Source organism: Herbaspirillum sp., from assembly GCF_035644555.1.
Taxonomy (GTDB): Bacteria; Pseudomonadota; Gammaproteobacteria; order Burkholderiales; family Burkholderiaceae_D; genus Herbaspirillum.
The window spans coordinates 1-23,498 of the sequence record NZ_DASQOH010000031.1 but is presented as its reverse complement, the minus strand read 5'-3'; the positions used below and the strand labels follow the sequence as shown (position 1 = coordinate 23,498).

25 protein-coding genes and 2 tRNA genes are annotated in these 23,498 nt (G+C 62.2%); 17 read left to right on the top strand and 10 right to left on the bottom strand.

The window, feature by feature from the left end:
• On the bottom strand, positions 1-252 hold a 252-nt coding region (locus VE092_RS08500; protein WP_324875709.1), incomplete at its 3' end, for an NAD(P)/FAD-dependent oxidoreductase.
• Between the two features lie 435 nt (positions 253-687).
• Between VE092_RS08500 and VE092_RS08495 the strand changes: the two genes are divergently transcribed.
• The 6 genes from VE092_RS08495 (at position 688) to VE092_RS08470 (ending at position 7,204) form a co-directional block, all read left to right on the top strand.
• On the top strand, positions 688-1,113 hold the full coding sequence (locus VE092_RS08495; RefSeq protein ID WP_077238463.1) for an acyl-CoA thioesterase: 426 nt from the start codon (positions 688-690) through the stop codon (positions 1,111-1,113).
• A 159-nt stretch (positions 1,114-1,272) separates the two neighbouring features.
• Positions 1,273-2,424 carry an ABC transporter substrate-binding protein gene (locus tag VE092_RS08490; protein ID WP_324875706.1) on the top strand — a complete coding sequence of 384 codons (1,152 nt, stop codon included), beginning with the start codon at positions 1,273-1,275 and terminating at the stop codon, positions 2,422-2,424.
• A gap of 169 nt (positions 2,425-2,593) precedes the next feature.
• The gene (locus VE092_RS08485; RefSeq protein ID WP_006465413.1) at positions 2,594-3,484 is read left to right on the top strand and encodes a branched-chain amino acid ABC transporter permease; all 891 of its coding nucleotides are present in this window, start codon (positions 2,594-2,596) and stop codon (positions 3,482-3,484) included.
• Positions 3,485-3,488: 4 nt separating this feature from the next.
• Complete coding sequence (locus VE092_RS08480; RefSeq protein ID WP_324875703.1) at positions 3,489-5,456, top strand: branched-chain amino acid ABC transporter ATP-binding protein/permease; 1,968 nt, start codon at positions 3,489-3,491, stop codon at positions 5,454-5,456.
• A 2-nt stretch (positions 5,457-5,458) separates the two neighbouring features.
• Positions 5,459-6,187: an ABC transporter ATP-binding protein gene (locus VE092_RS08475; RefSeq protein WP_324875701.1), complete on the top strand. Its 729-nt coding sequence runs from the start codon at positions 5,459-5,461 to the stop codon at positions 6,185-6,187.
• 204 nt (positions 6,188-6,391) lie between these two features.
• The gene (locus tag VE092_RS08470) at positions 6,392-7,204 is read left to right on the top strand and encodes an alpha/beta hydrolase (protein WP_324875699.1); all 813 of its coding nucleotides are present in this window, start codon (positions 6,392-6,394) and stop codon (positions 7,202-7,204) included.
• 17 nt (positions 7,205-7,221) lie between these two features.
• Here VE092_RS08470 and VE092_RS08465 read toward each other — a convergent pair whose 3' ends face one another.
• Positions 7,222-7,416, bottom strand: a complete 195-nt coding sequence (locus tag VE092_RS08465) for a hypothetical protein (RefSeq protein WP_324875697.1) — start codon at positions 7,414-7,416, stop codon at positions 7,222-7,224.
• A 56-nt stretch (positions 7,417-7,472) separates the two neighbouring features.
• Here VE092_RS08465 and VE092_RS08460 point away from each other — a divergent pair, with 56 nt between their 5' ends.
• Entirely contained in the window at positions 7,473-7,970 is a 498-nt protein-coding gene (locus VE092_RS08460; protein WP_324875695.1) for an XRE family transcriptional regulator, read from the top strand.
• 120 nt (positions 7,971-8,090) lie between these two features.
• Here VE092_RS08460 and VE092_RS08455 read toward each other — a convergent pair.
• From VE092_RS08455 to VE092_RS08445, 3 genes are all read right to left on the bottom strand, one after another.
• Positions 8,091-8,166, bottom strand: a tRNA-Lys gene (locus VE092_RS08455).
• Between the two features lie 72 nt (positions 8,167-8,238).
• Positions 8,239-8,314 (bottom strand) — tRNA-Lys (locus VE092_RS08450).
• 201 nt (positions 8,315-8,515) lie between these two features.
• Positions 8,516-9,340: a spermidine synthase gene (locus VE092_RS08445; RefSeq protein WP_324875693.1), complete on the bottom strand. Its 825-nt coding sequence runs from the start codon at positions 9,338-9,340 to the stop codon at positions 8,516-8,518.
• 184 nt (positions 9,341-9,524) lie between these two features.
• Between VE092_RS08445 and VE092_RS08440 the strand changes: the two genes are divergently transcribed.
• Complete coding sequence (locus VE092_RS08440) at positions 9,525-10,340, top strand: MetQ/NlpA family ABC transporter substrate-binding protein (protein WP_324875691.1); 816 nt, start codon at positions 9,525-9,527, stop codon at positions 10,338-10,340.
• Positions 10,341-10,422: 82 nt separating this feature from the next.
• Complete coding sequence (locus tag VE092_RS08435; protein WP_166757875.1) at positions 10,423-10,563, top strand: hypothetical protein; 141 nt, start codon at positions 10,423-10,425, stop codon at positions 10,561-10,563.
• 36 nt (positions 10,564-10,599) lie between these two features.
• Here the strand turns inward: VE092_RS08435 and VE092_RS08430 are convergent, their stop codons facing one another.
• Complete coding sequence (locus VE092_RS08430; protein ID WP_324875689.1) at positions 10,600-11,199, bottom strand: DNA-deoxyinosine glycosylase; 600 nt, start codon at positions 11,197-11,199, stop codon at positions 10,600-10,602.
• A 164-nt stretch (positions 11,200-11,363) separates the two neighbouring features.
• Here VE092_RS08430 and VE092_RS08425 point away from each other — a divergent pair, with 164 nt between their 5' ends.
• The 3 genes from VE092_RS08425 (at position 11,364) to VE092_RS08415 (ending at position 13,216) form a co-directional block, all read left to right on the top strand.
• Positions 11,364-12,113, top strand: a complete 750-nt coding sequence (locus VE092_RS08425; RefSeq protein WP_324875687.1) for an SDR family oxidoreductase — start codon at positions 11,364-11,366, stop codon at positions 12,111-12,113.
• A 34-nt stretch (positions 12,114-12,147) separates the two neighbouring features.
• Positions 12,148-12,594 carry a DUF962 domain-containing protein gene (locus VE092_RS08420; protein WP_324875685.1) on the top strand — a complete coding sequence of 149 codons (447 nt, stop codon included), beginning with the start codon at positions 12,148-12,150 and terminating at the stop codon, positions 12,592-12,594.
• A gap of 169 nt (positions 12,595-12,763) precedes the next feature.
• On the top strand, positions 12,764-13,216 hold the full coding sequence (locus VE092_RS08415; protein ID WP_198984106.1) for a glycine zipper 2TM domain-containing protein: 453 nt from the start codon (positions 12,764-12,766) through the stop codon (positions 13,214-13,216).
• A 61-nt stretch (positions 13,217-13,277) separates the two neighbouring features.
• On the opposite strand, the gene VE092_RS08410 is transcribed toward VE092_RS08415, so the two are convergent.
• The 4 genes from VE092_RS08410 to VE092_RS08395 all read right to left on the bottom strand — a co-directional run bounded on the left by VE092_RS08410 (position 13,278) and on the right by VE092_RS08395 (position 16,938).
• Positions 13,278-13,856, bottom strand: coding sequence for a GNAT family N-acetyltransferase (locus VE092_RS08410; protein WP_324875681.1), 579 nt, complete (start codon positions 13,854-13,856; stop codon positions 13,278-13,280).
• Positions 13,840-14,367, bottom strand: a complete 528-nt coding sequence (locus tag VE092_RS08405; RefSeq protein ID WP_324875679.1) for an FUSC family protein — start codon at positions 14,365-14,367, stop codon at positions 13,840-13,842. The genes VE092_RS08410 and VE092_RS08405 overlap by 17 nt, the downstream gene beginning before the upstream one ends.
• A gap of 166 nt (positions 14,368-14,533) precedes the next feature.
• The gene (gene htpG / locus VE092_RS08400; protein ID WP_324875677.1) at positions 14,534-16,444 is read right to left on the bottom strand and encodes a molecular chaperone HtpG; all 1,911 of its coding nucleotides are present in this window, start codon (positions 16,442-16,444) and stop codon (positions 14,534-14,536) included.
• A 347-nt stretch (positions 16,445-16,791) separates the two neighbouring features.
• Entirely contained in the window at positions 16,792-16,938 is a 147-nt protein-coding gene (locus VE092_RS08395; protein ID WP_324875713.1) for a hypothetical protein, read from the bottom strand.
• Between VE092_RS08395 and VE092_RS08390 the strand changes: the two genes are divergently transcribed.
• The 5 genes from VE092_RS08390 to VE092_RS08370 form a co-directional block, all read left to right on the top strand.
• Positions 16,910-18,553 carry a TolC family protein gene (locus VE092_RS08390; protein WP_414653444.1) on the top strand — a complete coding sequence of 548 codons (1,644 nt, stop codon included), beginning with the start codon at positions 16,910-16,912 and terminating at the stop codon, positions 18,551-18,553. The genes VE092_RS08395 and VE092_RS08390 overlap by 29 nt on opposite strands.
• 12 nt (positions 18,554-18,565) lie before the next feature.
• A complete protein-coding gene (locus VE092_RS08385; protein WP_324875675.1) occupies positions 18,566-19,396 on the top strand; it encodes an OmpA family protein in 831 nt (276 codons plus the stop codon).
• Positions 19,393-20,766 (top strand): HlyD family type I secretion periplasmic adaptor subunit, encoded by a 1,374-nt coding sequence (locus tag VE092_RS08380; RefSeq protein ID WP_241813455.1) that lies wholly within the window; start codon positions 19,393-19,395, stop codon positions 20,764-20,766. Before VE092_RS08385 ends, VE092_RS08380 begins: the two co-directional genes overlap by 4 nt.
• 127 nt (positions 20,767-20,893) lie before the next feature.
• A complete protein-coding gene (locus VE092_RS08375) occupies positions 20,894-22,564 on the top strand; it encodes a biopolymer transporter ExbB (RefSeq protein WP_324875672.1) in 1,671 nt (556 codons plus the stop codon).
• Between the two features lie 29 nt (positions 22,565-22,593).
• Positions 22,594-23,498: ABC transporter transmembrane domain-containing protein (locus VE092_RS08370; RefSeq protein ID WP_324875670.1), on the top strand; the 905-nt coding region annotated here is incomplete at its 3' end.

The following is a 23,498-nucleotide window of genomic DNA, read 5'->3' as shown; positions in this document are numbered from 1 at the left end:
TTGCTCCTTCCAGTCAGGGATCAGCTCGCTCAGCGCACGCGGGTCCATCACGGCGCCTGAGAGGATATGGGCGCCGACTTCGCTGCCTTTTTCCAGCACGCAGACCGAGACCTCGCGATGTTGCTGGGTAGCCAGTTGCTTAAGGCGGATCGCTGCCGCCAGCCCGGCCGGACCGCCGCCGACGATGACCACGTCGTATTCCATGGATTCACGAGGGCCGTATTGTGCGAGCAAGTCTTGAGAAGAAGTCATGGGTGTCCCGTGTTATGTGAACTGCCTGTTTTTCGAACGATCGTGCTATTGTTAAGTATTTTTGGATGAAGCGCTAGAGGGGCGGTGGTAATTCGTCGAATTTCTTCGCCTTCCTGCGCGCAGGTCTGAAACAATGCGCGATGAACAGCGTTTCACTGCGGCCACTACGCCGGTCTGAGTCGTTCCAGAATGCCGCGTATTTTATGGGATTTTGTCAGCGAGACTCATACCGGTTTGGCATCCGGCTATAACTCGCGCTTATGTTCCGGCTGAAATCTGTGCCAAGGGTGGCGCAGAGAGTCTGCGGTTGAATCCGGAATGAAGCGGAAAACACCGGTTCAAGAAGAATCTGCCGCGTCAGAAAAGCGACGAGAACGACGCGCCAGCATGAAAAATATTTCAGTCATCGATGAATCAAACCGAAAAGGATCACCAATGAGCAGTCAGGAAAGCACCGCAGCGAAACCTCTTTTCGTTTCCCGCCAGAGTATTCGCTGGGGCGACATGGATGCGTTCGGCCACGTCAACAATACCGTCTACTTCCGCTTCATGGAGCAATGCCGCATCGAGTGGCTGGAAGAGGTCTTCGGCCCCACCATCGCGGGCGAGGAAGGACCGGTGATCGTCAATGCGCACTGCAATTTCCGGCGCCAGATGAAGTATCCGGCCACCATCGAGGTGCACATGCTGGGTGGCCAGCTGGGACGCACGAGTGTGGAAACTACGTACGTCATCCGGGACGCCGACGATGAACAGATCATTTATGCTGACGGTGCCGCAAAAATAGTCTGGGTTGATTTCAAAAAAGAAAAGTCCACCGCGATGCCTGACAAGCTGCGACAGCTCCTGACAAGCTTGTAAGTTTGGCGCAAGGAAACTGCGACAGAATCGCCCCGACACTCCCGCAAGGAATCGCCATAGAGCGAGGGGAGCGGAGAATTCGTTTCACACGGAGCGGGTTCAAAAAGTGCTACGCCCGTCACCGATGTGCTAGCCAACAATTACATTCTGGAGGATGACATGACCTACAAGACCCAAGCCTTTGTTGCTGCCGCCCTGATGACGCTCGCAATGTCGTCGCAGGCAGCTGATCCGATCAAGATCGGTGTTTCCGGCCCTTACACCGGCGGTTCCGCCCCGATGGGCGTATCCATGCGCGACGGCGTGAAGCTGGCCGTGGCCGAGATCAACGCCGCTGGTGGCCTGCTGGGGCGCCAGATTCAGCTGGTCGAACGCGATGACGAAGCCAAGAACGAACGCGGCGTGCAGATCGCCCAGGAGCTGATCAACAAGGAAAAGGTGGTCGCCACCGTCGGCTTCATCAACACCGGCGTGGCGCTGGCTTCGCAGCGCTTCTACCAGGAAGCCAAGATCCCCGTGATCAACAACGTGGCCACCGGCACCGTGATCACCAAGCAGTTCGAGAAGGAAAAGGACAACTACATCTTCCGTACCTCGGCAGCTGACAAGATCCAGGCCAAGATGATCGCCGACGAAGCCGTGGACAAGCAGAAGTTCACCAAGGTCGCCATCCTGGCCGACTCCACCAACTATGGCCAGCTTGGTCGTGAAGACCTGGAAAAGGTCCTCTCCGACAAGAAGGTCACTCCGGTGGCTGTCGAAAAGTACAACATCAAGGACGTGGACATGACGGCCCAGCTGCTCAAGTCCAAGCAGGGCGGCGCCCAGGCGGTGCTCACCTACGGCATCGGCCCCGAACTGGCGCAGATCGCCAACGGCATGGAAAAGCTGAACTGGCACGTGCCCATCATCGGCAGCTGGCCGCTGTCCATGGGTAACTTCATCGACAACTCCGGCAAGAACGGCAATGGCGCCCGCATGCCGCAGACCTTCATCCAGGACGGCAACACTCCCAAGCGCAAGGCCTTCATCGAGGCCTATCAGAAGGCCTACAAGGTTGACCGTATGCCCTCGGCTGTCTCTGCTGCCCAAGGCTACGACTCCATCCTGCTGCTGGCCGCCGCCATCAAGCAGGCCGGTACCACCGACGGTGACAAGGTCCGCGCAGCCCTTGAAAACCTGAATACCAAGGTCGAAGGCGTGGTCACCACCTACGACAAGCCGTTCACCCACGACGATCACGAAGCCATCAAGCCGGCCATGGTCGTGATGGGCGAGGTCAAGAACGGCCGCGTCATCCTCGGCAAATAAGACTCGACTTGCTTCACGCACAGTAGTCGAAGAGGCCAGTCCTTGCGATCCGGGGGCTGGCCTTTTTCACACGATCTGTTGACGAATTCCTAACGGCACGGTGCTCCGCGCCGCGGTTCGTCGCAGCTCCACGCCGCCATCCGGCGGTAGCCGCTTCTTGGGAAACGCAATGGACATCCTTTTACAACTGGTCTTCTCCGGGATCGCGCTCGGCATGATCTATGCCGTGATCGCCTTCGGTTACCAACTGACCTTCGCCACATCCGGCACGCTCAATTTCGGTCAGGGTGAAGCCCTGATGCTGGGCGCGCTGGTGGGCCTGTCGGTCGTGGGCAATATCCACGGCGGGCCTTATCTCAACTACTGGCTGATGATCCCCATCGTGCTGGTGTTCGGCGCACTGCAAGGCATGTTCGTCGAATGGATCGGCGTGCGGCCGGCCATCAAGATCAAGTCCGAATTCGGCTGGATCATGTCTACCATCGCACTGGCCATCATCTTCAAGAACGTGGCCGAAAACATCTGGGGCAAGGACGACCTGCCGTTCCCCTCGCCGATCTCAGGTACGCCGTTCCAGATCATGGGCGCCAATGTGCAGCCGATGCAGGTGCTGGTGGTGATCGGTGCCTTGCTGATCATGGCGGCGGTCGAATTGTTCAACCGCAAGTCCATCTACGGCAAGGCCGTGGTGGCGACTTCCAATGACCGTGACGCTGCCGGCCTGATGGGCATCAACACCAGCATGGTGATCACGTTCTCCTATGCGCTGTCCTCGGCCACGGCGGCCTTTGCCGGCGTGCTGGTGGCCCCGCTGACCTTGACCGGCGCCACCATGGGGGCGGCGCTGGGTCTGAAGGCGTTTGCGGTGGCCATCATCGGCGGCCTGACCTCGGGCATGGGCGCCATCGTCGGCGGCCTGATCCTGGGCGTGGCCGAGACCGTGACCGGCTTCTACATCTCGACCGGCTACAAGGAAGTTCCGGGACTGGTACTGCTGCTGCTGGTACTGGCCGTCAAACCTGCAGGCCTGTTCGGCAAAACTGCGATCAAGAAGGTCTGAAGCGATGAACAAGAAAATCCTGCTGCTGTCCTTGCTGGGCATTGTCGCGCTGGGCGGCATTCCCATGGTGGTGCACAACCCGTATTACCTGCACCTGATCGAAACCATCCTCATCTATGCCATCCTGCTGTTCGGGCTGGACATCGTGGTCGGCTATACCGGCCAGGTCTCGCTGGGTCATGCCGGCCTGTTCGGTATTGGTTCCTACGCGGCCGGCGTGCTGTTCTTCAAGCTGGGCATGCCCATCTTCGTGACCATTCCGGCCGCCATCGCGGTAACCGCCGTGTTCGGTGCCATCCTGGCGCTGCCGGCCTTGCGCGTGACCGGTCCTTACCTGGCCATGGTCACGCTGGCATTCGGCACCATCATCCAGATCCTGATCAATGAAATGACCTTCCTCACCGAAGGTCCACTGGGCATCAAGCTGCACAAGCCCATGATCGGCGGCGAGAAGATGAGCGAAGTACAGTTCTTCTACCTGGTGGCGATCCTGATGGTGATCTCCATGATCGTGGTGCATCGCATCCTCAAGTCCAACCTGGGCCGTGCCTTCCAGGCCCTGCGTGACAGCCCGATCGCCTCGGACTGCATGGGCGTGTCGGTGTATCGCTACAAGGTGTATGCCTTCATCATCAGTGCCGCCCTGGCCGGTCTCTCGGGCGCTTTGTATGCCTATTCGGAAGAGTACATCTCCCCCAATACCTACAACTTCGAACTGACCATCCTGTTCCTGCTGGCAGTGATCATGGGTGGACGCAAGTCACGCATTGGTTCGCTCATCGGCGCGCTGATCGTGGTGATGCTGCCCAGCCTGTTGTCCGATATCGCGCTGTTCCGCCAGATCGCCACCGTGCTTGCGGTGATCGTGGTGGTGGGCGCAGGTGTGCAGCTGGCAAAGAAGACCAAAACCCTGCGCGGGGTGGCCGTGCCGGTGGTGGCGACCATTGCCATGGCGGCCTTCTCCTACAAGCTGGAAAACATCACCGACTGGCGTCTGACCATCTTCGGCTTGATGACCCTGTTCGTCGTGTATTACCTGCAGGATGGCATTGTCGGCTTCTGCCGTAGCCTGTTTGGTCGTGTGCTGACCAAACATGTGCCGGTGGCGCAGCAGATCGCCGGTGACAAGGAGCGTGCCGTCATCACGACCGATTCGGTCAAGGATGAAGGTGCAACCCTGCTGAAGGTCAACCAGATCCTGATGCAGTTCGGTGGTCTGAAGGCGCTCAACCGCGTGGACCTGGATGTGCGCAAGGGGACCGTGCATGGCCTGATCGGCCCCAATGGCTCCGGCAAGAGCACGATGATGAACGTGCTCACCGGTATCTATCGTCCCACCGATGGTGCGGTGGAATACGATGGTCGCCAGATCTCCGGCAATACGCCCTCGACCATCGCACTGGGCGGCGTGGCGCGGACCTTCCAGAACGTGCAGCTGTTCGGTGAAATGACCGCGACCGAAAACGTGCTGGTGGGCCTGCATCACACCTTCAACAGCAACGTGGTCGATGTGATGGTCAATACGCCGCGCTATGTGCGGGAAGAGCAGGCGGCCCGCGAGCGTGCGGCTGCCATCCTGGAGTTCGTCGGCCTGGCCAACCTGGCCAACGAAGAGGCGCGCAACCTGCCTTACGGCAAGCAGCGCCTGCTGGAGATCGGCCGCGCCCTGGGCCTGAACCCCAGCCTGTTGCTGCTGGACGAGCCGGCCGCCGGCCTGACCGCGCCCGACATCAAGGAACTCATTGCCATCATCCGCAAGATCCGCGAAGCCGGCATCACCATCATCCTGATCGAACACCACATGGACGTGGTCATGTCGATCTGCGATACCGTCACCGTGCTCGACTTCGGCCAGAAGATCGCCGAAGGCAAGCCGGCCCAGGTGCAAGCTGACCCCAAAGTCATCGAAGCCTACCTCGGCAGTGGCGCAGGCGATGCCCATGACAACACATCCAGCCCCGCGGGAGCCTGAACATGCTGACTATTTCCAATCTGCACGCCGCCTACGGCAAGGTCGAGGTGCTGCATGGCATTTCCATGGACGTGCCCAAGGGCAAGGTGGTGACCCTGATCGGCTCCAACGGTGCCGGCAAGACCACCACCATGCGCGCCATTTCCGGGATGATCAAACCGAAGGGCGGGGAAGTCACGCTTGGCGGCAAGAACATCACCGGCCTGGATTCGCACAAGATCGCCCGCTTCGGGCTGGCGCATTCGCCTGAAGGGCGGCGTGTCTTCGCCACCATGAGCGTGACCGACAACCTGCTGCTGGGCGCTTTCCCGCGCTTCACCCGGGCGCGTCCCAAGGGCGATATCGCGCACGACCTCGAACGCGCGCTGGAACTGTTCCCTCGCCTCAAGGAGCGCCAGACCCAGCTGGCCGGTACGCTCTCCGGCGGCGAGCAGCAGATGCTGGCCATGGCGCGCGCCGTGATGCTCAATCCCGAGGTGATCCTGCTGGACGAACCTTCGATGGGTCTGGCGCCCATCCTGGTCGATGAAGTCTTCCGCATCATCTCGCGCCTCAAGGAGCAGGGCGTGACCATGCTGCTGGTGGAGCAGTTCGCGGCGGCCGCCCTCAATGTTGCGGATTACGGCTATGTGTTGGAGAATGGCAAGATCTCCGTGCACGGACCCGCCGACAAGTTGCAGAACGACCCGGCGGTCAAGGCCGCCTACCTGGGCGGCGGCGCGCATCACTGATGAGCCGCAGTGGACCCGTCATCAGCCGTGCGCCTTGCGTGATACTTGGGCTCGCACATCGGGAAGGCTGATAGCGGGTCCGGTATATTAAGGGGGAGGCATACCCCTTGAAGACTGATTGAGGCGCACCTACCGGTGCGCCTTTTCTTTTGTGGCCGGGCTGGTGTGGCATCCGCTTCAGCAAGGCCGGGTGGAGGAGCAGAGATGTCGCAGCAGCAGAACGTCCGCATCGAGGTCGGGGGAGTGGCCTTGCACGCCAGTACCTGGGGCCAGCTTCATGCCGCGCGGCCGGCCATCGTTTTGTTGCACGATTCACTCGGGTCGGTTGCGCTGTGGCGCGATTTTCCGGCGCATCTGGCCGCGCGCAGCGCTTGCGCGGTAGTGGCCTATGACCGCTACGGCTTCGGTCAATCCACAGCCCGTACCGACCGCCTGTCTGCTGATTTCATTGCCGCCGAGGCCCGACCGTGGTTGCAGGCCGTGCTCCAGCAACTGGGGATAGGGCGGGCCATCCTGTTCGGCCATAGCGTGGGCGGCGGCATGGCCGTGGCGGCCGCCGCGCAGATGCCGCAGCAGATCGTGGGTGTGATCACCGAGTCGGCCCAGGCCTTCGTCGAAGACCGGACGCTGCAAGGAATACGCGCAGCCCGCATCGACTTTGCCGATCCGCAGCAAGTGGCCAGGCTGGCCAAATACCACGGTAACGATCTGCGACAGGCGCGCTGGGTGCTGGATGCCTGGATCGACACCTGGCTATCCCCGACCTTCGCCGACTGGAGCCTGGCGCCTGCGCTGACGCAGTTGCAGTGCCCGGTGCTGGCCCTGCACGGCGAGCACGACGAATACGGTACCCAGGCCCACCCGCAGATGATCGCCACGCTTGCTGCGGCTTTCCCGGGGCAGGGGCGCTACCAGATCCTGCCGCAATGCGCCCATGTTCCCCACCGGGAGCAGGAAGCAAAGGTGCTGCAGGCGATCTGCGACTTCCTGGCGGATCTCGACATTCCCACCGCCTGAGCCGCCGGATCGCGGCCTCATTCCGGCTGGTGTTCGCGCTGGTAGGAGCGCAGGCCGCGCAGATACATGATGCGCATGAAATAGGCTCGGGAGCGGTAGGTTTGCTTCGCCAGGAGGTCGGCCTCGGCAAATTCGGCCTCAGTAAGTCGAAAATTCACCAGACGTGACGCTCCATTTGCAGGCATGCGTTCGCTTTGTTGCTTGGGTGCCATAAGATGTCTCCTCGCTGTTGGGCTGAAAGCAACATTCTAGGAGAGGTGCCTTTCACATGTCATCGAATAAAAGTGAATATTTGACAATACTTGGTGATCGTCTTGCCAAGGAACGCGGGCGCTGCGGCCACACCCAGAAATCGGTGGCCGACCAGCTCGACATCACTGCGCGCACGCAGATCAAGTACGAGATCGGGGAGACTGCCCCCGATGCCTACTACCTGCATGGCCTGGACCAGATCGGGATCGATATCACCTATGTCCTGACCGGGGTGCGCGGCGCGGTACCCACACCGGAGGAAAGCGAACTGCTTTCCTGCTTCCGTGGCGTGGATGCTTCCATGCGCCATGCACTGATCCATCTGTTGACCGGCATGGCGCAGATGAGCAAGGCCGCCAGGAAGAAACGCGATTTCTTCGCCGCCGATGAGGTCAAGCGCATGCGCCCCGGCAGGCCGCGCAAGCTGCCCATCGGGAGTGAGTCGCAATCCCGGGCCGGGTCTCCCGGCGGCGCCGACGACCCGGGCGATGCAGACGACAGGCAGGGGCGCTGAGGAGCACGATCGTCGATAATCGTTAGCCGGGCGGGGAGGGCGGGGGATGGCGACAGCCCTGAAAGAGGCTGGGCCGGAAAACAAAAAAGCACCACGATTGCTCGTGGTGCTTTTCGTATTTGGTGGGGCGTCACAGATTCGAACTGTGGACCTACGGATTAAGAGTCCGCTGCTCTACCAGCTGAGCTAACGCCCCCTGGGTGTTCCTGTGGGTACAGGTCGACCTGGAAGTGAAAAAGGCCTCGATGCAAGAGGCCTTTTGAAATTTTGGTGGGGCGTCACAGATTCGAACTGTGGACCTACGGATTAAGAGTCCGCTGCTCTACCAGCTGAGCTAACGCCCCGTTGCTGCACTTCTTTGTTGCTTCAGTGCTGCAAGAGAGAGCGCATTATAGGAGGGGGTATGGGTGAGTGCAAGCATTTTTTGGGGAAAAGATAAAAATATTTTATCCCGTCTGGGCTGTGGGGCTATTGCTCCGGCGTTTCTGTTGTGAATTGCGCTCATCCATCCCGCTGAGTCGATCGATGTTACCGGCTGCAGCGCATCATTCGGCCGCCTTGATGCCGTTCACCCAGGATTTCGCCGGCAGCCTGGTCTGCGTTTCGATCAAGGCGGCTCGCGCATACAGTTCGGGAAAATCAAACGCGACCGGTCCCTTGAACGCCAGCGCCACCACATTGCCATCGTGAACTTCCGGCAGCGACACCACCGTATCGAAGGCGAACTCCATGGCCCGCAGATTCTTGGCATAGCTGGGGTGATCGCCAAAGAGGTTGACCGTCATGACGCCACCCGGCGCCAGGCTGTCGTAGCAGGCCTGGTAGAACTCCGGACTATCCAGTACCGGCCCGCGCGCGGTGGCGTCGTAGAGATCGACCTGCAGGGCATCGATGATGCCGTGACCAGCGGCGTGCAGGATGAAGTCCATGGCATCGCTCTCGATGATCATCAGGCGTTCGTCCGGTTCGGGTAGCTTGAACATGCTGTGACAGATCGCAATCACCGCCGGGTTCAATTCCACCGCCGTCACCTGCGCCTGCGGAAACTGGCGGTAGCTGAACTTGGTCAGCGCGCCCGTACCCAGCCCCAGTTGCACGATGTGGCGCGGATCGCGATGGAACAGCATCCAGGCCATCATCTGCTGGGCATATTCCAGTTCGATCCAGTCCGGCTTGCGGATGCGCATGGCGCCCTGTACCCATTCGGTCCCGAAGTGCAGATAGCGCACGCCCTCCAGTTCGGAGAGCGTGACCGGTGCGTATTTGGGCTTGCGCGGCTTGTTGCTGTCGGCGTCCAGTTGTTGACGGCGGCGATGGGGACCTGCCTTGGTATTGGCCTGGGCCTCGATGGATTTTCTTTTGATGAGCATTTTCGATAGGAATCTGGTGCGGCATCCCGAAGAGAAGGGCATGCCAATGGATGCCGAATGATACCTTGCCTGGCCGATGCCAAGCGCCTTGCCTGCAATTGCCGCATATCGACATGCGGATTCATTCCTTCTTCCTGGCCTGGCTACATGTGAGGATGCAGACCTCATCATTTTCGGAGTCACCATGCATTTCGCTGCATCCATCAAGCGCATCGCGGCCGTTGCTGCGCTGGCCCTGGCGGTCACGCCCCATCTGGCGTACGCCCAGGACAAGACCAAGATCAAGGTCGGCATCTCGGTCGGCAGCGCCGAGGCCATCTTCGATGTGGTCAAGAAAGTCGCCGCCCGCGATGGACTGGAGATCCAGACCGTGGTCTTCAGTGACTACCTGCAGCCCAATGCGGCACTGGCAGCGGGTGACCTTGACGCCAATGCCTTCCAGCATCGTCCCTACCTGGAAAGCCAGATCGCCGCGCGCGGCTACAAGATCGTGCCGGTCGGTCTGACCATCACCGCGCCGCTGGGCATCTATTCGCGCAAGGTCAAGTCGGTCGACCAACTGCCCAACGGCGCCAACATCGGTATCCAGAACGACCCCTCCAACGGCAACCGCGCCCTGCTGCTGTTGCAGAAGGCCGGCCTGATCAAGCTCAAGCCGGGCGTGGGTGAAAACGGCGTCAACGCCACGCCGCTGGACATCATCGACAATCCCCGCAAGCTCAAGCTGATCGAACTGGACGCCGCGCAACTCCCGCGCTCGCTGGACGACCTGGCCGCAGCCTCGATCAATAACGACTACGCCTACAAGGCCGGGCTGTCGCTGCAGAAGGACACCATCGCCGTCGAAGACCCGCGCGGCCGCTACGCCAACATCATCGCCACCCGTGCCGAAGATCAGGACAAGCCCTGGGCCAGGAAACTGGTGCAGGCCTACCACTCCGAGGAAGTGCGCAAGTTCATCGAGACCGAATTCAAGGGCTCGCTGGTCCCCGCCTTCTGAGCCAGGCGGCAAGCAGGAGTCGAACCGCCCTTCGGGGCGGGTTTTTCATGCCAACCGCGCCGGCCTCCATTACACTGCCGGCATGATCAAGAATCTCATCCTCTGCCTGAAGCTGGCCATCGTCTTCGGTGCCATCGTGTTTTTCGCGAAGGCCTTGCAGTATCTGATTTTCAATGGCGGCCTGTCGGGCGAGTTCTACGATTACCTGTTCTTCCGGAAGTGACCGTCGGGTGCGGGCGCTACAAAGGACCAGCAGTCCTCAAGCGGATCCGCTCAATGCATCGCGCCAGCGCTGCAGCTTCTGCGCATACGCCAGCGCCGCATAGGCCGGGCTGCTGGACGGCAACAGGGCGATCCGATACCGCTGTGCGTGCGACCCCAGGGCCGCCAGTCCCAGCTTGGCCGCCGTCCCGCCATTGAAGGCAATCGTGCGCAATTGCGGCAAGGTGGTCAGCAGCGCCTGCAGGTCGTTCTGGGAGTGATCGCGGATAGCGCTGTCCAGGCTGCCCAGCCGCCGCGCATTGGCGATCACGTCCCACAGGCCGATGCGGTGTTCCAGCAGCGTCGCCAGCCGGGCTTCATAGGCCATCCCATACAAATCGGCCCCGATCACCTCGCCCACCAGGCGCCAGAACGCATTGCGCGGATGGCCATAATACTGGTGCAGGGCCAGCGAGGCGGCACCAGGCAGGCTGCCCAGGATCAGGGTGTGCGTGTCCTGCGCCACCACTGGTGGAAAGCTCGCCAGCAGCGGATCGCTGGCGGTGAAGGCCACCGGCGCGTGGAGAGCGTTGCAGGACTCCGCGACCGATGCCGGGGTCAAGCCGGCAGCGCGCCGGGCGGTTTTGCGGTCGGGCATGATGGCGTCTGGATGAAAAGAATTTCAGCAAGCGCCGCACTCATCTGAACGCGGCACAATGACCGGCGGCTGCAGATGCCGCGCGCTTGCGGCAAAATGCACATCTTAGCGTAATCATCCCCCGGGCCAGCGTGTTCGGGCATTTCATCCAAGGGAGACAGGACATGACAGAAAAGGTCATCATCGTCACGGGCGGCAGCCGTGGCATCGGTGCGGCAACCGCCTTGCTGGCGGGGCAGCGCGGCTATGCGGTATGCGTCAACTATGTCAGCAACCGTGACGCCGCCGAATCGGTGGCCGAACGCATCCGCACCGCCGGTGGCCGCGCCATCACGGTGGCCGGTGATGTGTCCCGCGAGGAGGACGTGCTGCGGCTCTATGCCACGGTTGATGAGCAGCTCGGTCGCGTGAGCGCTCTCGTCAATAATGCCGGCATCCTGGAGCACCAGTCCCGCCTGGAAGACATGAGCGCCGAGCGTATCACCCGCGTGCTGGTCGCCAATGTCACCGGCAGCCTCTTGTGCGCGCGCGAAGCGGTCAAGCGCATGTCCACCCGCCATGGTGGCCAGGGTGGCGCCATCGTCAACCTCTCGTCGATGGCGGCCAAGCTGGGCGGGCCGGGCGAGTATGTCGACTATGCCGCCTCCAAGGGGGCCATCGACGCCTTCACCATCGGTCTGTCCAAGGAAGTGGCGGGCGAGGGCATTCGCGTCAATGGTGTGCGCCCGGGCCTGATCTATACCGACATCCATGCCAGCGGCGGCGAAGCCGGCCGGGTCGATCGTCTCAAGGACGCCGTCCCGATGAAACGCGGCGGCACCGCCGAGGAAGTCGCCAATGCTATCCTCTGGCTGCTCTCGGACGAGGCCTCCTACGCCACCGGGACCTTCATCGACGTTTCCGGCGGCCGTTGAGGCAGGGCGCTTTCATTTCCAGCGGAGAGCCAGCATGGACAGCATGATTTCACCCCGTCGCATCGATGAACTGCTGGCCCGCTACGGCGAGCACCACCGGCACCCCATGAACGAACTGATCCACTGCGTCTGCGTACCGGCCATCGTGTTTGCGGTGCTGGGTCTGTGCTGGCTCATCTCGCCAGCGGTAGCACTGCTGATCGCGGCCGGTGCCCTGGCTTACTACCTGCGCCTGTCGCCACCGTTGGCCGTGGGCATGCTGGCCATGTCGGCGCTGATGCTGGTCGTGCTGGCGCGCTTGCCTGCGGGCGCGGTGCTGCCGGTATCCATCGTGGTCTTCGTGCTGGCCTGGATCGGTCAGTTCGTCGGCCACCGGATCGAAGGGCGCAAGCCCTCCTTCTTCCAGGATCTGCGCTTCCTCCTGATCGGGCCGCTGTTTGTACTGGCCTTCCTCTATCGGCGCTGGCATATCCCATACTGAACTGAAGCAGGATGACCGTGGCATTTCCGGATCGGGCGCGCTTTGTATTAAGATGTCGCAGATGGACGGTATCGACCGCTGACGCGCATTCATGGCGTCTTTGCGAGGATGCATGCCATTCCCACGCTGCCCGGAGACGGGCCAAAATTTCAGTTGGAGTGTTTTTGTTATGAAGAAATTGCTTGTGATCGCAGCCCTGGGTTCCCTGGTGGCCGGCTGCGCAGTGACCCCCAATTCGGCCAGTGTGTACAACACCCGCCAGGCACAGGGTGAGCAAACCGTGCGCATGGGCGTGGTCGAATCGATCCGCAACGTGACCATCGACAAGGGCTCCAGCGGCATCGGCACCCTCGGTGGCGCCGCGCTGGGCGGCATTGCAGCAGGTTCCAACATCGGTGGCGGCAATGGCGCCCTGGCCGCAGGCATTGTCGGCGCCCTCGCCGGCGGCGTACTGGGCAACCAGGCCGAAGCCCACCTGAACAACCGTCCCGGCCTGGAAATCACCGTGCGCCTGGACAATGGCGAACTGCGTGCCATCACCCAGGATGCCGACGAGCCGTTCCGTGTCGGCGAGCGCGTGCGCCTGCTCTCCAACGGCCGTACCACCCGCGTGACCCACTGATCGGCGTCACCGCACCAGAAAAAGCAGGGCTGCGGTCCTGCTTTTTTTGTCCTTGTTCAGTTCAGGAGCAAGCCCGCGTCAACCAAGCTTGTCTGTCCATCCGATATAGCCGGTGCATGCGATACGGGTGATTCACGGGCAGCCGTGGGTGCAGGAAGTCATCCTGCACGTCCGTATGCATTCCCAGCCTTTGCATTACCGCCAGCGAGCGCAGGTTCGCCGGGATCGTGAATGCCACGATCTGGGATAAGTGCAGTGCCTGGAACCCGTAATCGAAGGCACAATGCGCTGCCTCACTCACATAACCCTTTCCCCATAACGCCGGCGCCAATCGCCAGGCGATTTCCACGGCCGGGGTGAAATGCGCCTCAAATCCTACATGCATCAAGCCCACGATCCCTGCGAACTCAGCCACGTCCGGTATTTCCAGCGCCCATGGGCCGAAGCCGTGCATGTCGAAATGCGCTTCGATGCGATCCGCCAATGCATCGCTCTCCGAGCGCGTCAGCGGAGCCGGGAAATGCTGCATGGCCACGGGATCAGCATTGAGCTCTGCCAATGGCCCTCGATCATCCGGTCGCCACTGACGTAACAGTACACGTGGTCCCCTCAGCAGGGCGTTTTCAGGAGTTCGCCGCATCCCCATCCTCCGGCTTGGATTTCAGCTTCAGCAGCCACATGTAGATCACCGTCTCCAGCAGCGCCACCGTGCTGCCGATGATGACTTCGCCCACCCGCATCAGCGCCAGGTGCAATTCCTGGCTCAGCCCCTGGCCGGTGAAGGCCGCCGACAGCAGGATCACCACGGTCGCCGGACCCAGCCGCCAGTTGCTGGGATAGTTCTGCAGCAGCATGGCCACCACCACGGCCGCCGTCAGCGCCACCAGCATCGCCAGGAAGGTCGGGCCGAACACCACCAGTGCGATGCACGAGACGATGCAGCCGGAAATGGTATTGATCAGCCGCGCCCGGAAATTGGCCTTGGCCACCGTCATGTCCGGTTCGGTGACGATGATCAGCGAGATCATGGCCCAGTAGGGTTCAGCGATGCCCAGGGCGCGCAATCCGTACCACAGGATCAGGCAGCCGGAGAGGATCTTGACCAGGTAGGCCAGGGCATTCTTGCGGGGATTGATGAAGTGCAATTCCATGGAAACGGGTGGGAGCAGGGGAGGGGCGACTGGATGGGGGCGATGTTAACCATGCATGGACAACCCGGCAAGCCTCCATGCAAAAACGCCGCCGCCTCCGGAGTGACCGGCGCGCGGCGGCGTTTCTGGCGCAGGCACCCGAACCCGGGCGCCAGCCAGCTACGGCTTACTTGCCAGCCATGGCCAGCAGCATGTCGTTGGTACGCTTGACGAAGCTGGCCGGATCAGCCAGGGCGCCACCCTCGGCCAGCAGGGCCTGGTCGTACAGGATGTGCGACCAGTCGTCGAAGCGCGCCTCTTCATACTTCAGGCGCTGCACCAGCGGGTGGTCCGGATTGATTTCCAGGGTCGGCTTGGAGTCCGGTGCGGCCTGGCCAGCGGCCTTGAGCATGCGCACCAGGTTGCCCGACAGTTCGTTCTCATCAGCCACCAGGCAAGCCGGGGAGTCGGTCAGGCGGAAGGTCACGCGCACGTCCTTGGCCTTGTCGGCCAGGGCGGTCTTCATCTTCTCCACCAGGTCCTTGTACTCGGCCTGGGTCTCTTCGTGCTGCTTCTTCTCGGCTTCGTTTTCCAGCTGGCCCAGATCCAGACCGCCCTTGGCCACCGAGGCCAGTTCCTTGCCTTCGAACTCGGTCAGGAAGGACAGCATCCACTCGTCCACGCGGTCGGTCAGCAGCAGCACTTCCACGCCCTTCTTGCGGAAGATTTCCAGGTGCGGGCTGTTCTTGGCCGCCTGGAAGGTCTCGGCGGTGACGTAATAGATCTTGTCCTGGCCTTCCTTCATGCGGCCCAGATAATCGGCCAGCGAGACGTTCTGCACCTCGCTGTCGTTGTGGGTCGAGGCAAAGCGCAGCAGCTTGGCGATGCGCTCCTTGTTGGCCGCATCTTCGCCGATGCCTTCCTTGAGCACCTGGCCGAACTCGGTCCAGAAGGTGGCGTACTTGTCCTTCTGCGCCTGGTCCTCGCTGTTGGCCAGCTCTTCCAGCAGGCCCAGCACGCGCTTGGCCGAGCCGTCCCGAATGGCGCGCACATCGCGCGATTCCTGCAGGATTTCGCGCGAGACGTTCAGCGGCAGGTCGGCCGAATCGATCACGCCCTTGACGAAGCGCAGGTAGACCGGCATCAGCTGCTCGGCGTCATCCATGATGAACACGCGCTTCACATACAGCTTGATGCCGCCGCGCTTGTTGCGGTCCCACAGGTCGAACGGGGCGCGCGCCGGGATGTACAGCAGCTGCGTATATTCGCTGCGGCCCTCGACCCGGTTGTGGGTGTAGGCCAGCGGCGCGCCGAAGTCGTGCGAGACGTGCTTGTAGAACTCTTCATATTGTTCCGGCGTAATCTCGGACTTGCTGCGGCTCCACAGGGCACTGGCCTGGTTCACGGTCTCCAGTTCGTCCTTCTGCACGGTTTCCTTCTTTTCCTCGTCCCATTCTTCCTTGTGCATCTGGATGGGCAGCGAGATGTGGTCGGAATACTTGCGGATGATGGACTTGAGCTGCCACGCGGAGAGGAATTCATCTTCGCCTTCGCGCAGGTGCAGGATGATGTCGGTACCGCGGCCCGGCTTGTCGATCTGCTCGATGGAGAAATCGCCCGCGCCCTCGGATTCCCAGCGTACACCCTCGGAGGCCGGGGTGCCGGCACGGCGCGTCTCGACCGTGATGCGGTCGGCGATGATGAAGCCGGAATAGAAGCCCACGCCGAACTGGCCGATCAGGGCCGCGTCTTTCTGCTGGTCACCCGACAGGCGCGAGAAGAATTCCTTGGTGCCGGACTTGGCGATGGTGCCCAGGTGGGAGATGGCTTCCTCACGGTTCATGCCGATGCCGTTGTCGGAAATGGTGATGGTGCGTGCGGCCTTGTCGAAGCTGATCCTGATCTTCAGTTCCGGGTCGTCTTCGTACAGGCCGGCGTTGTTGATGGCCTCGAAGCGCAGCTTGTCGGCCGCATCGGAGGCGTTGGAGACCAGCTCGCGCAGGAAGATTTCCTTGTTGGAATACAGCGAGTGGATCATCAACTGCAGCAGCTGTTTGACTTCGGCCTGGAAGCCCATGGTCTGTTTTTCGGATGCCATGTTTGTGTCCTTATTGAAGAGATGGATGAGTTGAATAGAGTAGGTCAATTGCCTGTTGCCAGGATATAGGGGGAGACTTGTGGTTTTTCAACCGCATTTTTTGGCGGTTTTTGTCAGCTTTACCTGGAATGAGGAAGTTTCTGATAGCACCCCGGCAACAAGCTGCCCATAATTCGACTTATTAATATTTATCAAGTCAATTGAAATTAAACGATTTTTCCCCGCTGTTTGTAATTGAGTTGCAATCCGCCGGTGATAAAATTGGCTTAACAAAATGGTAATAATTTTCCTTTCTGCCCACTGCGGTGGGAGGGCAGATGGGCAGACAGATGGGCAGGCCGGGGCGCTCAAAGAAAAAGAATAGCGGCCCCCCGCTTGATGAACGGAATCGCCGGTTGGCCGGCGATTTTTCCTAGGGTGATGTTGGGGCAGGGGCGGCCGGTGGGATACCGGCTGATCGCGTTGATGAGAGTTTTCAAAACCAAGCGTTTCATACTCGCAGTTTCATTCGGCCTGGCCGCGCATCAAGCGGCGCCGGCGGCGGACAACCCGCCGCCTCCGGGCGAGCCGCCGGCACCGTCACGGGCCGCAGCGGTGCCAGCACCGGCGCAGAATCCGCCCGGCGCCCTGGACGCACCGCCCCAGATCCGCCTGGGTGCCGACCCGGCCGGTCCATCGATGGCCGACTACCGCCTGCCGGCCTTGCCGGCCGATACCCCGGCGCCCACCGCGCAGGATGAGATCCTGTTGCTGCTGCGCCAGTCCGATCCGGCCTTTTCCGGCAATCTCATCGCGCTGCCGCAGATCAGCATCGTCACCGAGGGCGAGGTGGTCCCCGACCTGACCCTGCGCAGCGTGCTCGACCTGGCCCTCCACAACAGCTACAGCTATGCCGCCACCGCGGCCCAGGCCGACCAGGCGCGCTACGCCTCCCGGGCCACGGCCGGTCAGATGGGGCCGACCCTGGATCTGCGGGCGCAGAAGGGCAACGAGTATTCCTCGCCTTCCTCCGTGCTCGACCCGGTCACCGGCGTGGTGCAGCGTGCGAACTACCACAAGCGCTGGGATGTCACCCTGATCGGCCGCCAGCCCATCTTCGCGCCGGGCTCCTACTACGACTACCGCAAGTCCAGCTCGCTGGCCGATGCCGCCGACCTGCGTCGCGACGATGCCCGCGAAACCCTGTACTACAACGCCATCAAGGCCTACTACGACGTCATGCGCGCGTACGCCTCGCTGTCGTTCGCGCGCAGCTATTCGCAGCGCATGAGCGCCTTGCTGGATTACATGAACAAGCGCCTGGAAGGCGGTGGTGCCAGCCGCATCGATTTCGAACGGGTGCGCGGCCGCTCGCTGACGGCGCAGTCAGCCGTGGCCGAGGCCGAGGGCGCGCTGGAAAGCGCCATGGTGAGCCTGAACCAGATCACCGGCCGCAAGATCGAGCAGCTGGAAGTGCCCGACCACATGATGCCGGTGGTGCCGGACAGCTCCAAGCTGGCCCTGCAGGATGTCTACGAGACCAACCCCGGCGTGCGCGCAGCGCGACGCGACGTGGATGCCGCCAACCAGGAGCTGAAATCGGCGCGCGCCAAGTTCTCGCCGACCCTGGCCCTGGAATGGACGCAGATCAAGAGCCGAGGCGTAGGCGGGGCCATCGATACCACCACCAATACCCTGCAGCAGACAACCGACCGCCGCCTGATGCTGGTGATGTCGATGAACCTGCTCAATGGCGGCTCCGACGTCTACTACACCAAGCAGGCCGGCGCCAAGTACGTGGAAAAAAGCAATACCGCGCTGGATCTGGAACGCAAATTGCGTGAGCAGATCGAGATCAACTACCGCACCCTGGGCGCGGTGAGAAAACGTATGGAAATCTCGCGCCAGGCCTATCTGACCAACGCCAACGTGGCCGACGTCTTCCTGGAACAGCTCTCCACCGGCAGCAAGCAGTTGCTCGACGTGCTGGACGCCTACCAGCAGGCCTACCAGGCGCGCATGGATTTCGCCAACCTGCTGTTCCAGCAGGCCGATATCAGCTACCAGATCCTGCGCAATACCGGTCGTGCATCGGCGCTGGAAACCCTGCCCGCAAGGGCAGCGAAATAGGACGGGGAAGACATGGAGAGTGGAAGGGAACAGAATTTCTGGCCGGGCTTCGTGGACGCGCTGTCCAACGTGGTGCTGGTGATGATCTTCGTGGTGGTGGTGTTCGTGGTCACCTTGTTCTATTACTCGCAGAAGCTGGCCCAGACCAAGGTCAGCAAGCTGATCTCGCAGACCCAGAGCCAGGTGCAGCGCGAGGTCAAGTCGTCCCGCAACGATGCCGCGGCCGCCGAGGCCAGTGCTGCCGAGCGTCAGAACGGCAGCGCGACGGATGCTGCCAGCACCGCCAGCGCCAGTGCCGCCGCCAGCGCCGCCGAGACCCCCGGCGAGCGTGAGAAGGCCAGGGAAATCGAACAGCTCAAGCGTGAAGTGGCGAGTCTGAAGGCTAAGCTGTCCGCGCCGCCGCTGCAGTCGGACAATGGCAGCCTGCGCAGCAGTGCCGCGCCGTCCAGCCCCAATGCCATCCAGGTCAAGACCGAACCCAACGACAAGGAAGTGGCGCCAGGCCTGCGTATCGACGCCAGCGAAAAGGCGGTCACCCTCAATTTCGACGCCGACTCGACGCAACTCAACGAGGAGGGCGGCAAGGCCCTCGACAAGAGCATCGGCGACTGGATCCGGCGGGTCAAGTCCAGTCAGGGCAAGATCGTGGTCACCGGCGTCATCGGTAGCGGCAGCTACAGCGAAAGCCGGCGCCGTGCCTACTACCGCACCGTCGCCGTGCGCAATTACCTCATCGATGCCGGGGTCGACAAGGAACGCGTGATCAGTCGCGTGGCCACCGACCAGAACGGCAGCGGCAACGACGCCCGCGTGGTCGTGCAATATCAGGCCTCGGCAAAATGACGCTCTCGCTCAAGCCCGGCGCCGACCACGGGATTGCCTCCCGCGGCAAGGGCTTCATGCGCCGCGTGGCGCCGCGCCTGGACCGCCGCCTGGGCCAGCTGCACGCCATGCCGCGCCCGCGCCTGGCGGTCCTGGCCTGCGCGCTGCTGCTGGCCCTGCTGGTGGTCTGGTCCATCCTGGCGCCGATCGACATGGTGGTGCGCGGCAGCGGGCGCATCGTCGCTTCCGAACATAACCAGGTGATCCAGCATCTGGAGGGTGGCATCGTCTCGGCCATCCTGGTGCGCGAAGGCGCGGTGGTCAAGAAGGGCCAGACCCTGATCTCCATTGCCGACGTGCGCGCCAATGCCGACCTTGGCGAAGGCCGTGTGAAAATACTCGGCCTGCGTGCCAGGGTGGCGCGGCTCTCGGCCGAAGCCTCCGGCGCGGCCAGCCTGCAGATGCCGGCCGACCTCGAGCGTGATGACCCGGCCGTGCAGAGCGAGCAGGCCGCCTTCGCCGCCCGCGCCGCCAAGCTGACGCAGGAAATGTCGGTGCTGCGCGAACAGGCCGCCCAGCGCCAGGCCGAACTGGGCGAGGCCGTGAGCCGCCAGAAAAGCCAGGCCACCGAGGTCGACCTGGCGCAGCGCCAATACAAGCTGATCCACAACATGCTGGAGCGCAATGCCGCCTCCCAGCTGGAAGACATCCAGGCCGCAGCCCGCGTGCAGGACGCGCAAAGTCGTCTGGCTGCCACCGATGCCATGATCCCACGCCTGAAGGCGGCCATCGCCGAATCCCAGGCCAAGATGGGCGAAGCCTCCTCGCGCTTCCGCTCTGATGCCCGTACCGACCTGACCGCCACCGAAAACGAACTGGCGCGGCTGCAGGAAGAAATCAAGTCGCGCAACGACCGTGTCTCCCGTTCCGAAGTCAAGGCGCCCATGGATGGCGTGGTCAACCGCGTCATGATCAATACCGTGGGCGGGGTGGTGCGCCCGGGCGACCCCATCATCGAGATGACCCCCAGCGACGACAAGCTGGTCATCGAAGCCCGCATCTCCCCGACCGACCGTGCCGAACTGGTCACCGGCGCCCGGGCGCGGGTCAAGGTCTCGGCCTATGACTACGGGGTCTATGGCGCCATGGAAGGCGTGGTCACCGAGATCAGCGCCGATACCGTGCCCGACGAGAACAACCAGCGCGGCGAACGCAGCTATCGCATCAAGATCGCCGTGCAGCGCGGCGACAGTGCCTTGCAGCGCAAGCTGGACCTGATGCCCGGCATGACCGCCAGCGCCGACATCATCGTCGGTCGCCGTACCGTCTGGCAGTACCTGATGTCGCCCCTGTCACGCTTCGGCCAGGGTGCCCTGCGGGAGCCGCGATGACTGTCGTGCACCACCTGCAAGCCCGGTTTCACCGGTCGCACACGCCCACCCCGATGGGTGATGCGACCGTTGACGTTTTCTGCACCATCCACATCCCTTGCGTTCTTTTCTCCGGAACCTCGCACGTATGAAAAACCTTCGCCAGTTCTATGCACTTGCCGCCATCCCGACGCTCCTGCTGCTGTTGGGCGCCTTCCTGTTCCGGGGCTTCGTGGGGCATGCCATCCAGATCAACCCCTTCCTGAACCTGTTCATCATCGCCGTGGCACTGTTCGGGATTGGCCTGATCGGCTATAACCTGTACCGCGTCAACTGGGAATACGACAAGCTGATGCAGTTCTATGACCGCACCAAGGCCGGCGAATCCATGGAGAGCCTGGTCAAGGCGCCCGAGTTCGCGGGCACCGAGATCGGTCAGGTGCTGGTCAGCGTGGCTAGCACCAAGGGTCGGCTGACCTCGCGTATCGAACAGGAAACCATCGAAGGTTCGCTGCACGACCTGCGCGCCCACCTCGAAGCCAAGACCGAGTTCCCGCAATTCCTGACCGGCTTCATGATCGCGCTGGGCCTGCTGGGGACCTTCATCGGCCTGCTCGAAACCCTGGTCAGCACGGCTGCCCTGATCGACGGCTTTGGCAAGGCCAGTACCGCCGGCGACATGGATGCCTCTTTCATGCACCTGGTGGCCGACCTGCAGAAACCGCTGGCCTCGATGGGTACCGCCTTTTCTGCCTCGATGTTCGGCCTGATCGGTTCGCTGGCGCTGGGCCTGACCCTCACGCCGCTGCGCGCGGCCAGCAAGAAGCTGGTGAGCCGTGCTCGCGAATGCATCAGCGACATGGTGCAACACGTGGTGCACGACGCCACCGGTCCGGCCGCCACCCAACGCCAGGGCGTCTCCGAATCCTTCCTGGCCGAATTCCTGCAAGACCTGATGATCCTGCAGCGCGAATCCATCATGGCCGCCCGCAACAGCTCGGAAGCCTCGCTGCAGGCCGGTATCAAGCTCGAAGGCCTGAACGACCGCCTGAACAATATCGTCCAGCTCTTCAACGACAGCATGGAAGAATCGCGCAGCCTGCGCCAGCTGGTGGCATTCGGCCCACGCATGCATGAAACCGCGCAGCAGACCCTGGAAGAGATCCGCAATGTCGGTCAGCTGATCAATACCAAGATCACCTCGGCGCGCGATCTCTCGGACAGCCTGTCCTCGCTGGAAGAGCGCCTCTCCGTCAACGGCGACATCGCCAACCGCACCTTCGAAGTGCTGCCGCAGATCGTCACTACCATCCAGACCGGCCAGCTGGCCCTGTCCTCGGCCCTGACCTCATTGCAGGCGCAACAGGGTGAAATCTTCAACATGAACGAGAAGAACGCGCAGAACATCGCGCAGCTGCCGGCACTGCTCAACCAGATCTCGGTGCGTCTGGCCGACGAGATGGGCGCCATCCAGTACCAGGGCGAACTGCAGGCCACGGTCGCAGCACGCCTGAACGAACTGGGCAACACCATCGGCGAGAACTCCAGCAACATGGCGCGCGATGCGCTGTCGGCACGTCAGTTGCAGATCGACCTGGCCAAGCACATGGCGACCCAGAACGATCGCGTCAAGAACCTGGGCGCCATCCCGCAATCGCTGACCTCCATCACCGAAGCCCTGATGCGCCAGAACATCAACTGGCAGACCGTCATCGACGAAATGCGCAGCGGTCGCCAGACCATGGTCAAGGACCTGCGTCTGGAACTGCGCGAAGCGATCCGCGAAATCACCACCGCCAATCGCGGCGGCCAGGCCTGAGCGCGGCATAAGGGAATCCTCACCGCATCATGAACGCCAGCGAACAGGTCCACATCGACCAGCCGCAAGTCCTGCAGGACCTGCGGCAGGATCCCAGCTACCTGTCGCTGCTGCGCGCCTATGGCAGCCGCTTCGTAGAGATCATCGTGGCCGGGGTGCTGGTCAATCTGCTGGGCCTGCTCATGCCGCTGTATTCGCGGTTGATCTACGACAAGGTGCTGGGCAACCATATTCCCGAAACGCTGTGGGCGCTGACCCTGGGGATGCTGCTGTTCATGGCGCTGGAGATGGTGTTGCGCATCATCCGCGTGTACTACACCGAGCAGCTGGCCGGGCGCTTCGATACCGAGTTCGACGAAGTCTCGGCACGCCGCCTGCTCACGGCCAAGGTCCAGGCCCCGGTGGGGGTGGTACTGGCGCGCTACCGCGACCTGTCGGCCGCACGCGACCTGCTGTCCTCCAACTACATGCTGCTGCTGGTGGATCTGCCTTTCATGCTGCTCTACCTGGTGGTGCTGGGCCTGATCGGCGGCCATATGGTGTGGGTGCTGCTGGTGGGCGGGGCCGTGCTGGTCGGTCTGCAACTGCTGCTCAAGGTGCCGGCCAACGACTATGCCAATGCCGCCATGAAGGCCGGTGCCGGCAAGGTCGACAAGCTGGCCAGTATCGTCTACGGCATGGAAACCTTGAAGACCACGCCGCTGCAGGACCGCCTGCTGCGCAGCTTCCTCATCGATGCGGCGGCCAATGCCGTGGCCCAGGCCAAGAGCCGTTTCTGGATGAATACCGGCTATGCCGTCTCCAGCGTGGGCTATACCTTCATCGCGGTCGCCACCCTGGTGGTGGGCGTGTATCTGGTGGAAGACAACCTGCTGACGGTGGGCGCGCTGATCGCCTGTTCGCTGTTGATCAGCCGCGCCACCACGGTGCTGTC

Excerpts from the sequence above, each read along its gene's own strand:
- VE092_RS08405 (WP_324875679.1), bottom strand. The coding sequence starts at position 14,367 with ATGGAATTGCACTTCATCAATCCCCGCAAGAATGCCCTGGCCTACCTG.
- VE092_RS08380 (WP_241813455.1), top strand. The coding sequence starts at position 19,393 with ATGACGCTCTCGCTCAAGCCCGGCGCCGACCACGGGATTGCCTCCCGC.
- VE092_RS08375 (WP_324875672.1), top strand. The coding sequence starts at position 20,894 with ATGAAAAACCTTCGCCAGTTCTATGCACTTGCCGCCATCCCGACGCTC.
- VE092_RS08440 (WP_324875691.1), top strand. The coding sequence starts at position 9,525 with ATGCATTTCGCTGCATCCATCAAGCGCATCGCGGCCGTTGCTGCGCTG.
- VE092_RS08410 (WP_324875681.1), bottom strand. The coding sequence starts at position 13,856 with ATGCGGCGAACTCCTGAAAACGCCCTGCTGAGGGGACCACGTGTACTG.
- VE092_RS08485 (WP_006465413.1), top strand. The coding sequence starts at position 2,594 with ATGGACATCCTTTTACAACTGGTCTTCTCCGGGATCGCGCTCGGCATG.
- VE092_RS08395 (WP_324875713.1), bottom strand. The coding sequence starts at position 16,938 with ATGAAACGCTTGGTTTTGAAAACTCTCATCAACGCGATCAGCCGGTAT.
- VE092_RS08475 (WP_324875701.1), top strand. The coding sequence starts at position 5,459 with ATGCTGACTATTTCCAATCTGCACGCCGCCTACGGCAAGGTCGAGGTG.
- VE092_RS08460 (WP_324875695.1), top strand. The coding sequence starts at position 7,473 with ATGTCATCGAATAAAAGTGAATATTTGACAATACTTGGTGATCGTCTT.
- VE092_RS08480 (WP_324875703.1), top strand. The coding sequence starts at position 3,489 with ATGAACAAGAAAATCCTGCTGCTGTCCTTGCTGGGCATTGTCGCGCTG.
- VE092_RS08465 (WP_324875697.1), bottom strand. The coding sequence starts at position 7,416 with ATGGCACCCAAGCAACAAAGCGAACGCATGCCTGCAAATGGAGCGTCA.
- VE092_RS08385 (WP_324875675.1), top strand. The coding sequence starts at position 18,566 with ATGGAGAGTGGAAGGGAACAGAATTTCTGGCCGGGCTTCGTGGACGCG.
- VE092_RS08430 (WP_324875689.1), bottom strand. The coding sequence starts at position 11,199 with ATGCCCGACCGCAAAACCGCCCGGCGCGCTGCCGGCTTGACCCCGGCA.
- VE092_RS08435 (WP_166757875.1), top strand. The coding sequence starts at position 10,423 with ATGATCAAGAATCTCATCCTCTGCCTGAAGCTGGCCATCGTCTTCGGT.
- htpG (WP_324875677.1), bottom strand. The coding sequence starts at position 16,444 with ATGGCATCCGAAAAACAGACCATGGGCTTCCAGGCCGAAGTCAAACAG.
- VE092_RS08390 (WP_414653444.1), top strand. The coding sequence starts at position 16,910 with ATGAGAGTTTTCAAAACCAAGCGTTTCATACTCGCAGTTTCATTCGGC.
- VE092_RS08495 (WP_077238463.1), top strand. The coding sequence starts at position 688 with ATGAGCAGTCAGGAAAGCACCGCAGCGAAACCTCTTTTCGTTTCCCGC.
- VE092_RS08420 (WP_324875685.1), top strand. The coding sequence starts at position 12,148 with ATGGACAGCATGATTTCACCCCGTCGCATCGATGAACTGCTGGCCCGC.
- VE092_RS08415 (WP_198984106.1), top strand. The coding sequence starts at position 12,764 with ATGAAGAAATTGCTTGTGATCGCAGCCCTGGGTTCCCTGGTGGCCGGC.
- VE092_RS08445 (WP_324875693.1), bottom strand. The coding sequence starts at position 9,340 with ATGCTCATCAAAAGAAAATCCATCGAGGCCCAGGCCAATACCAAGGCA.
- VE092_RS08425 (WP_324875687.1), top strand. The coding sequence starts at position 11,364 with ATGACAGAAAAGGTCATCATCGTCACGGGCGGCAGCCGTGGCATCGGT.
- VE092_RS08490 (WP_324875706.1), top strand. The coding sequence starts at position 1,273 with ATGACCTACAAGACCCAAGCCTTTGTTGCTGCCGCCCTGATGACGCTC.
- VE092_RS08470 (WP_324875699.1), top strand. The coding sequence starts at position 6,392 with ATGTCGCAGCAGCAGAACGTCCGCATCGAGGTCGGGGGAGTGGCCTTG.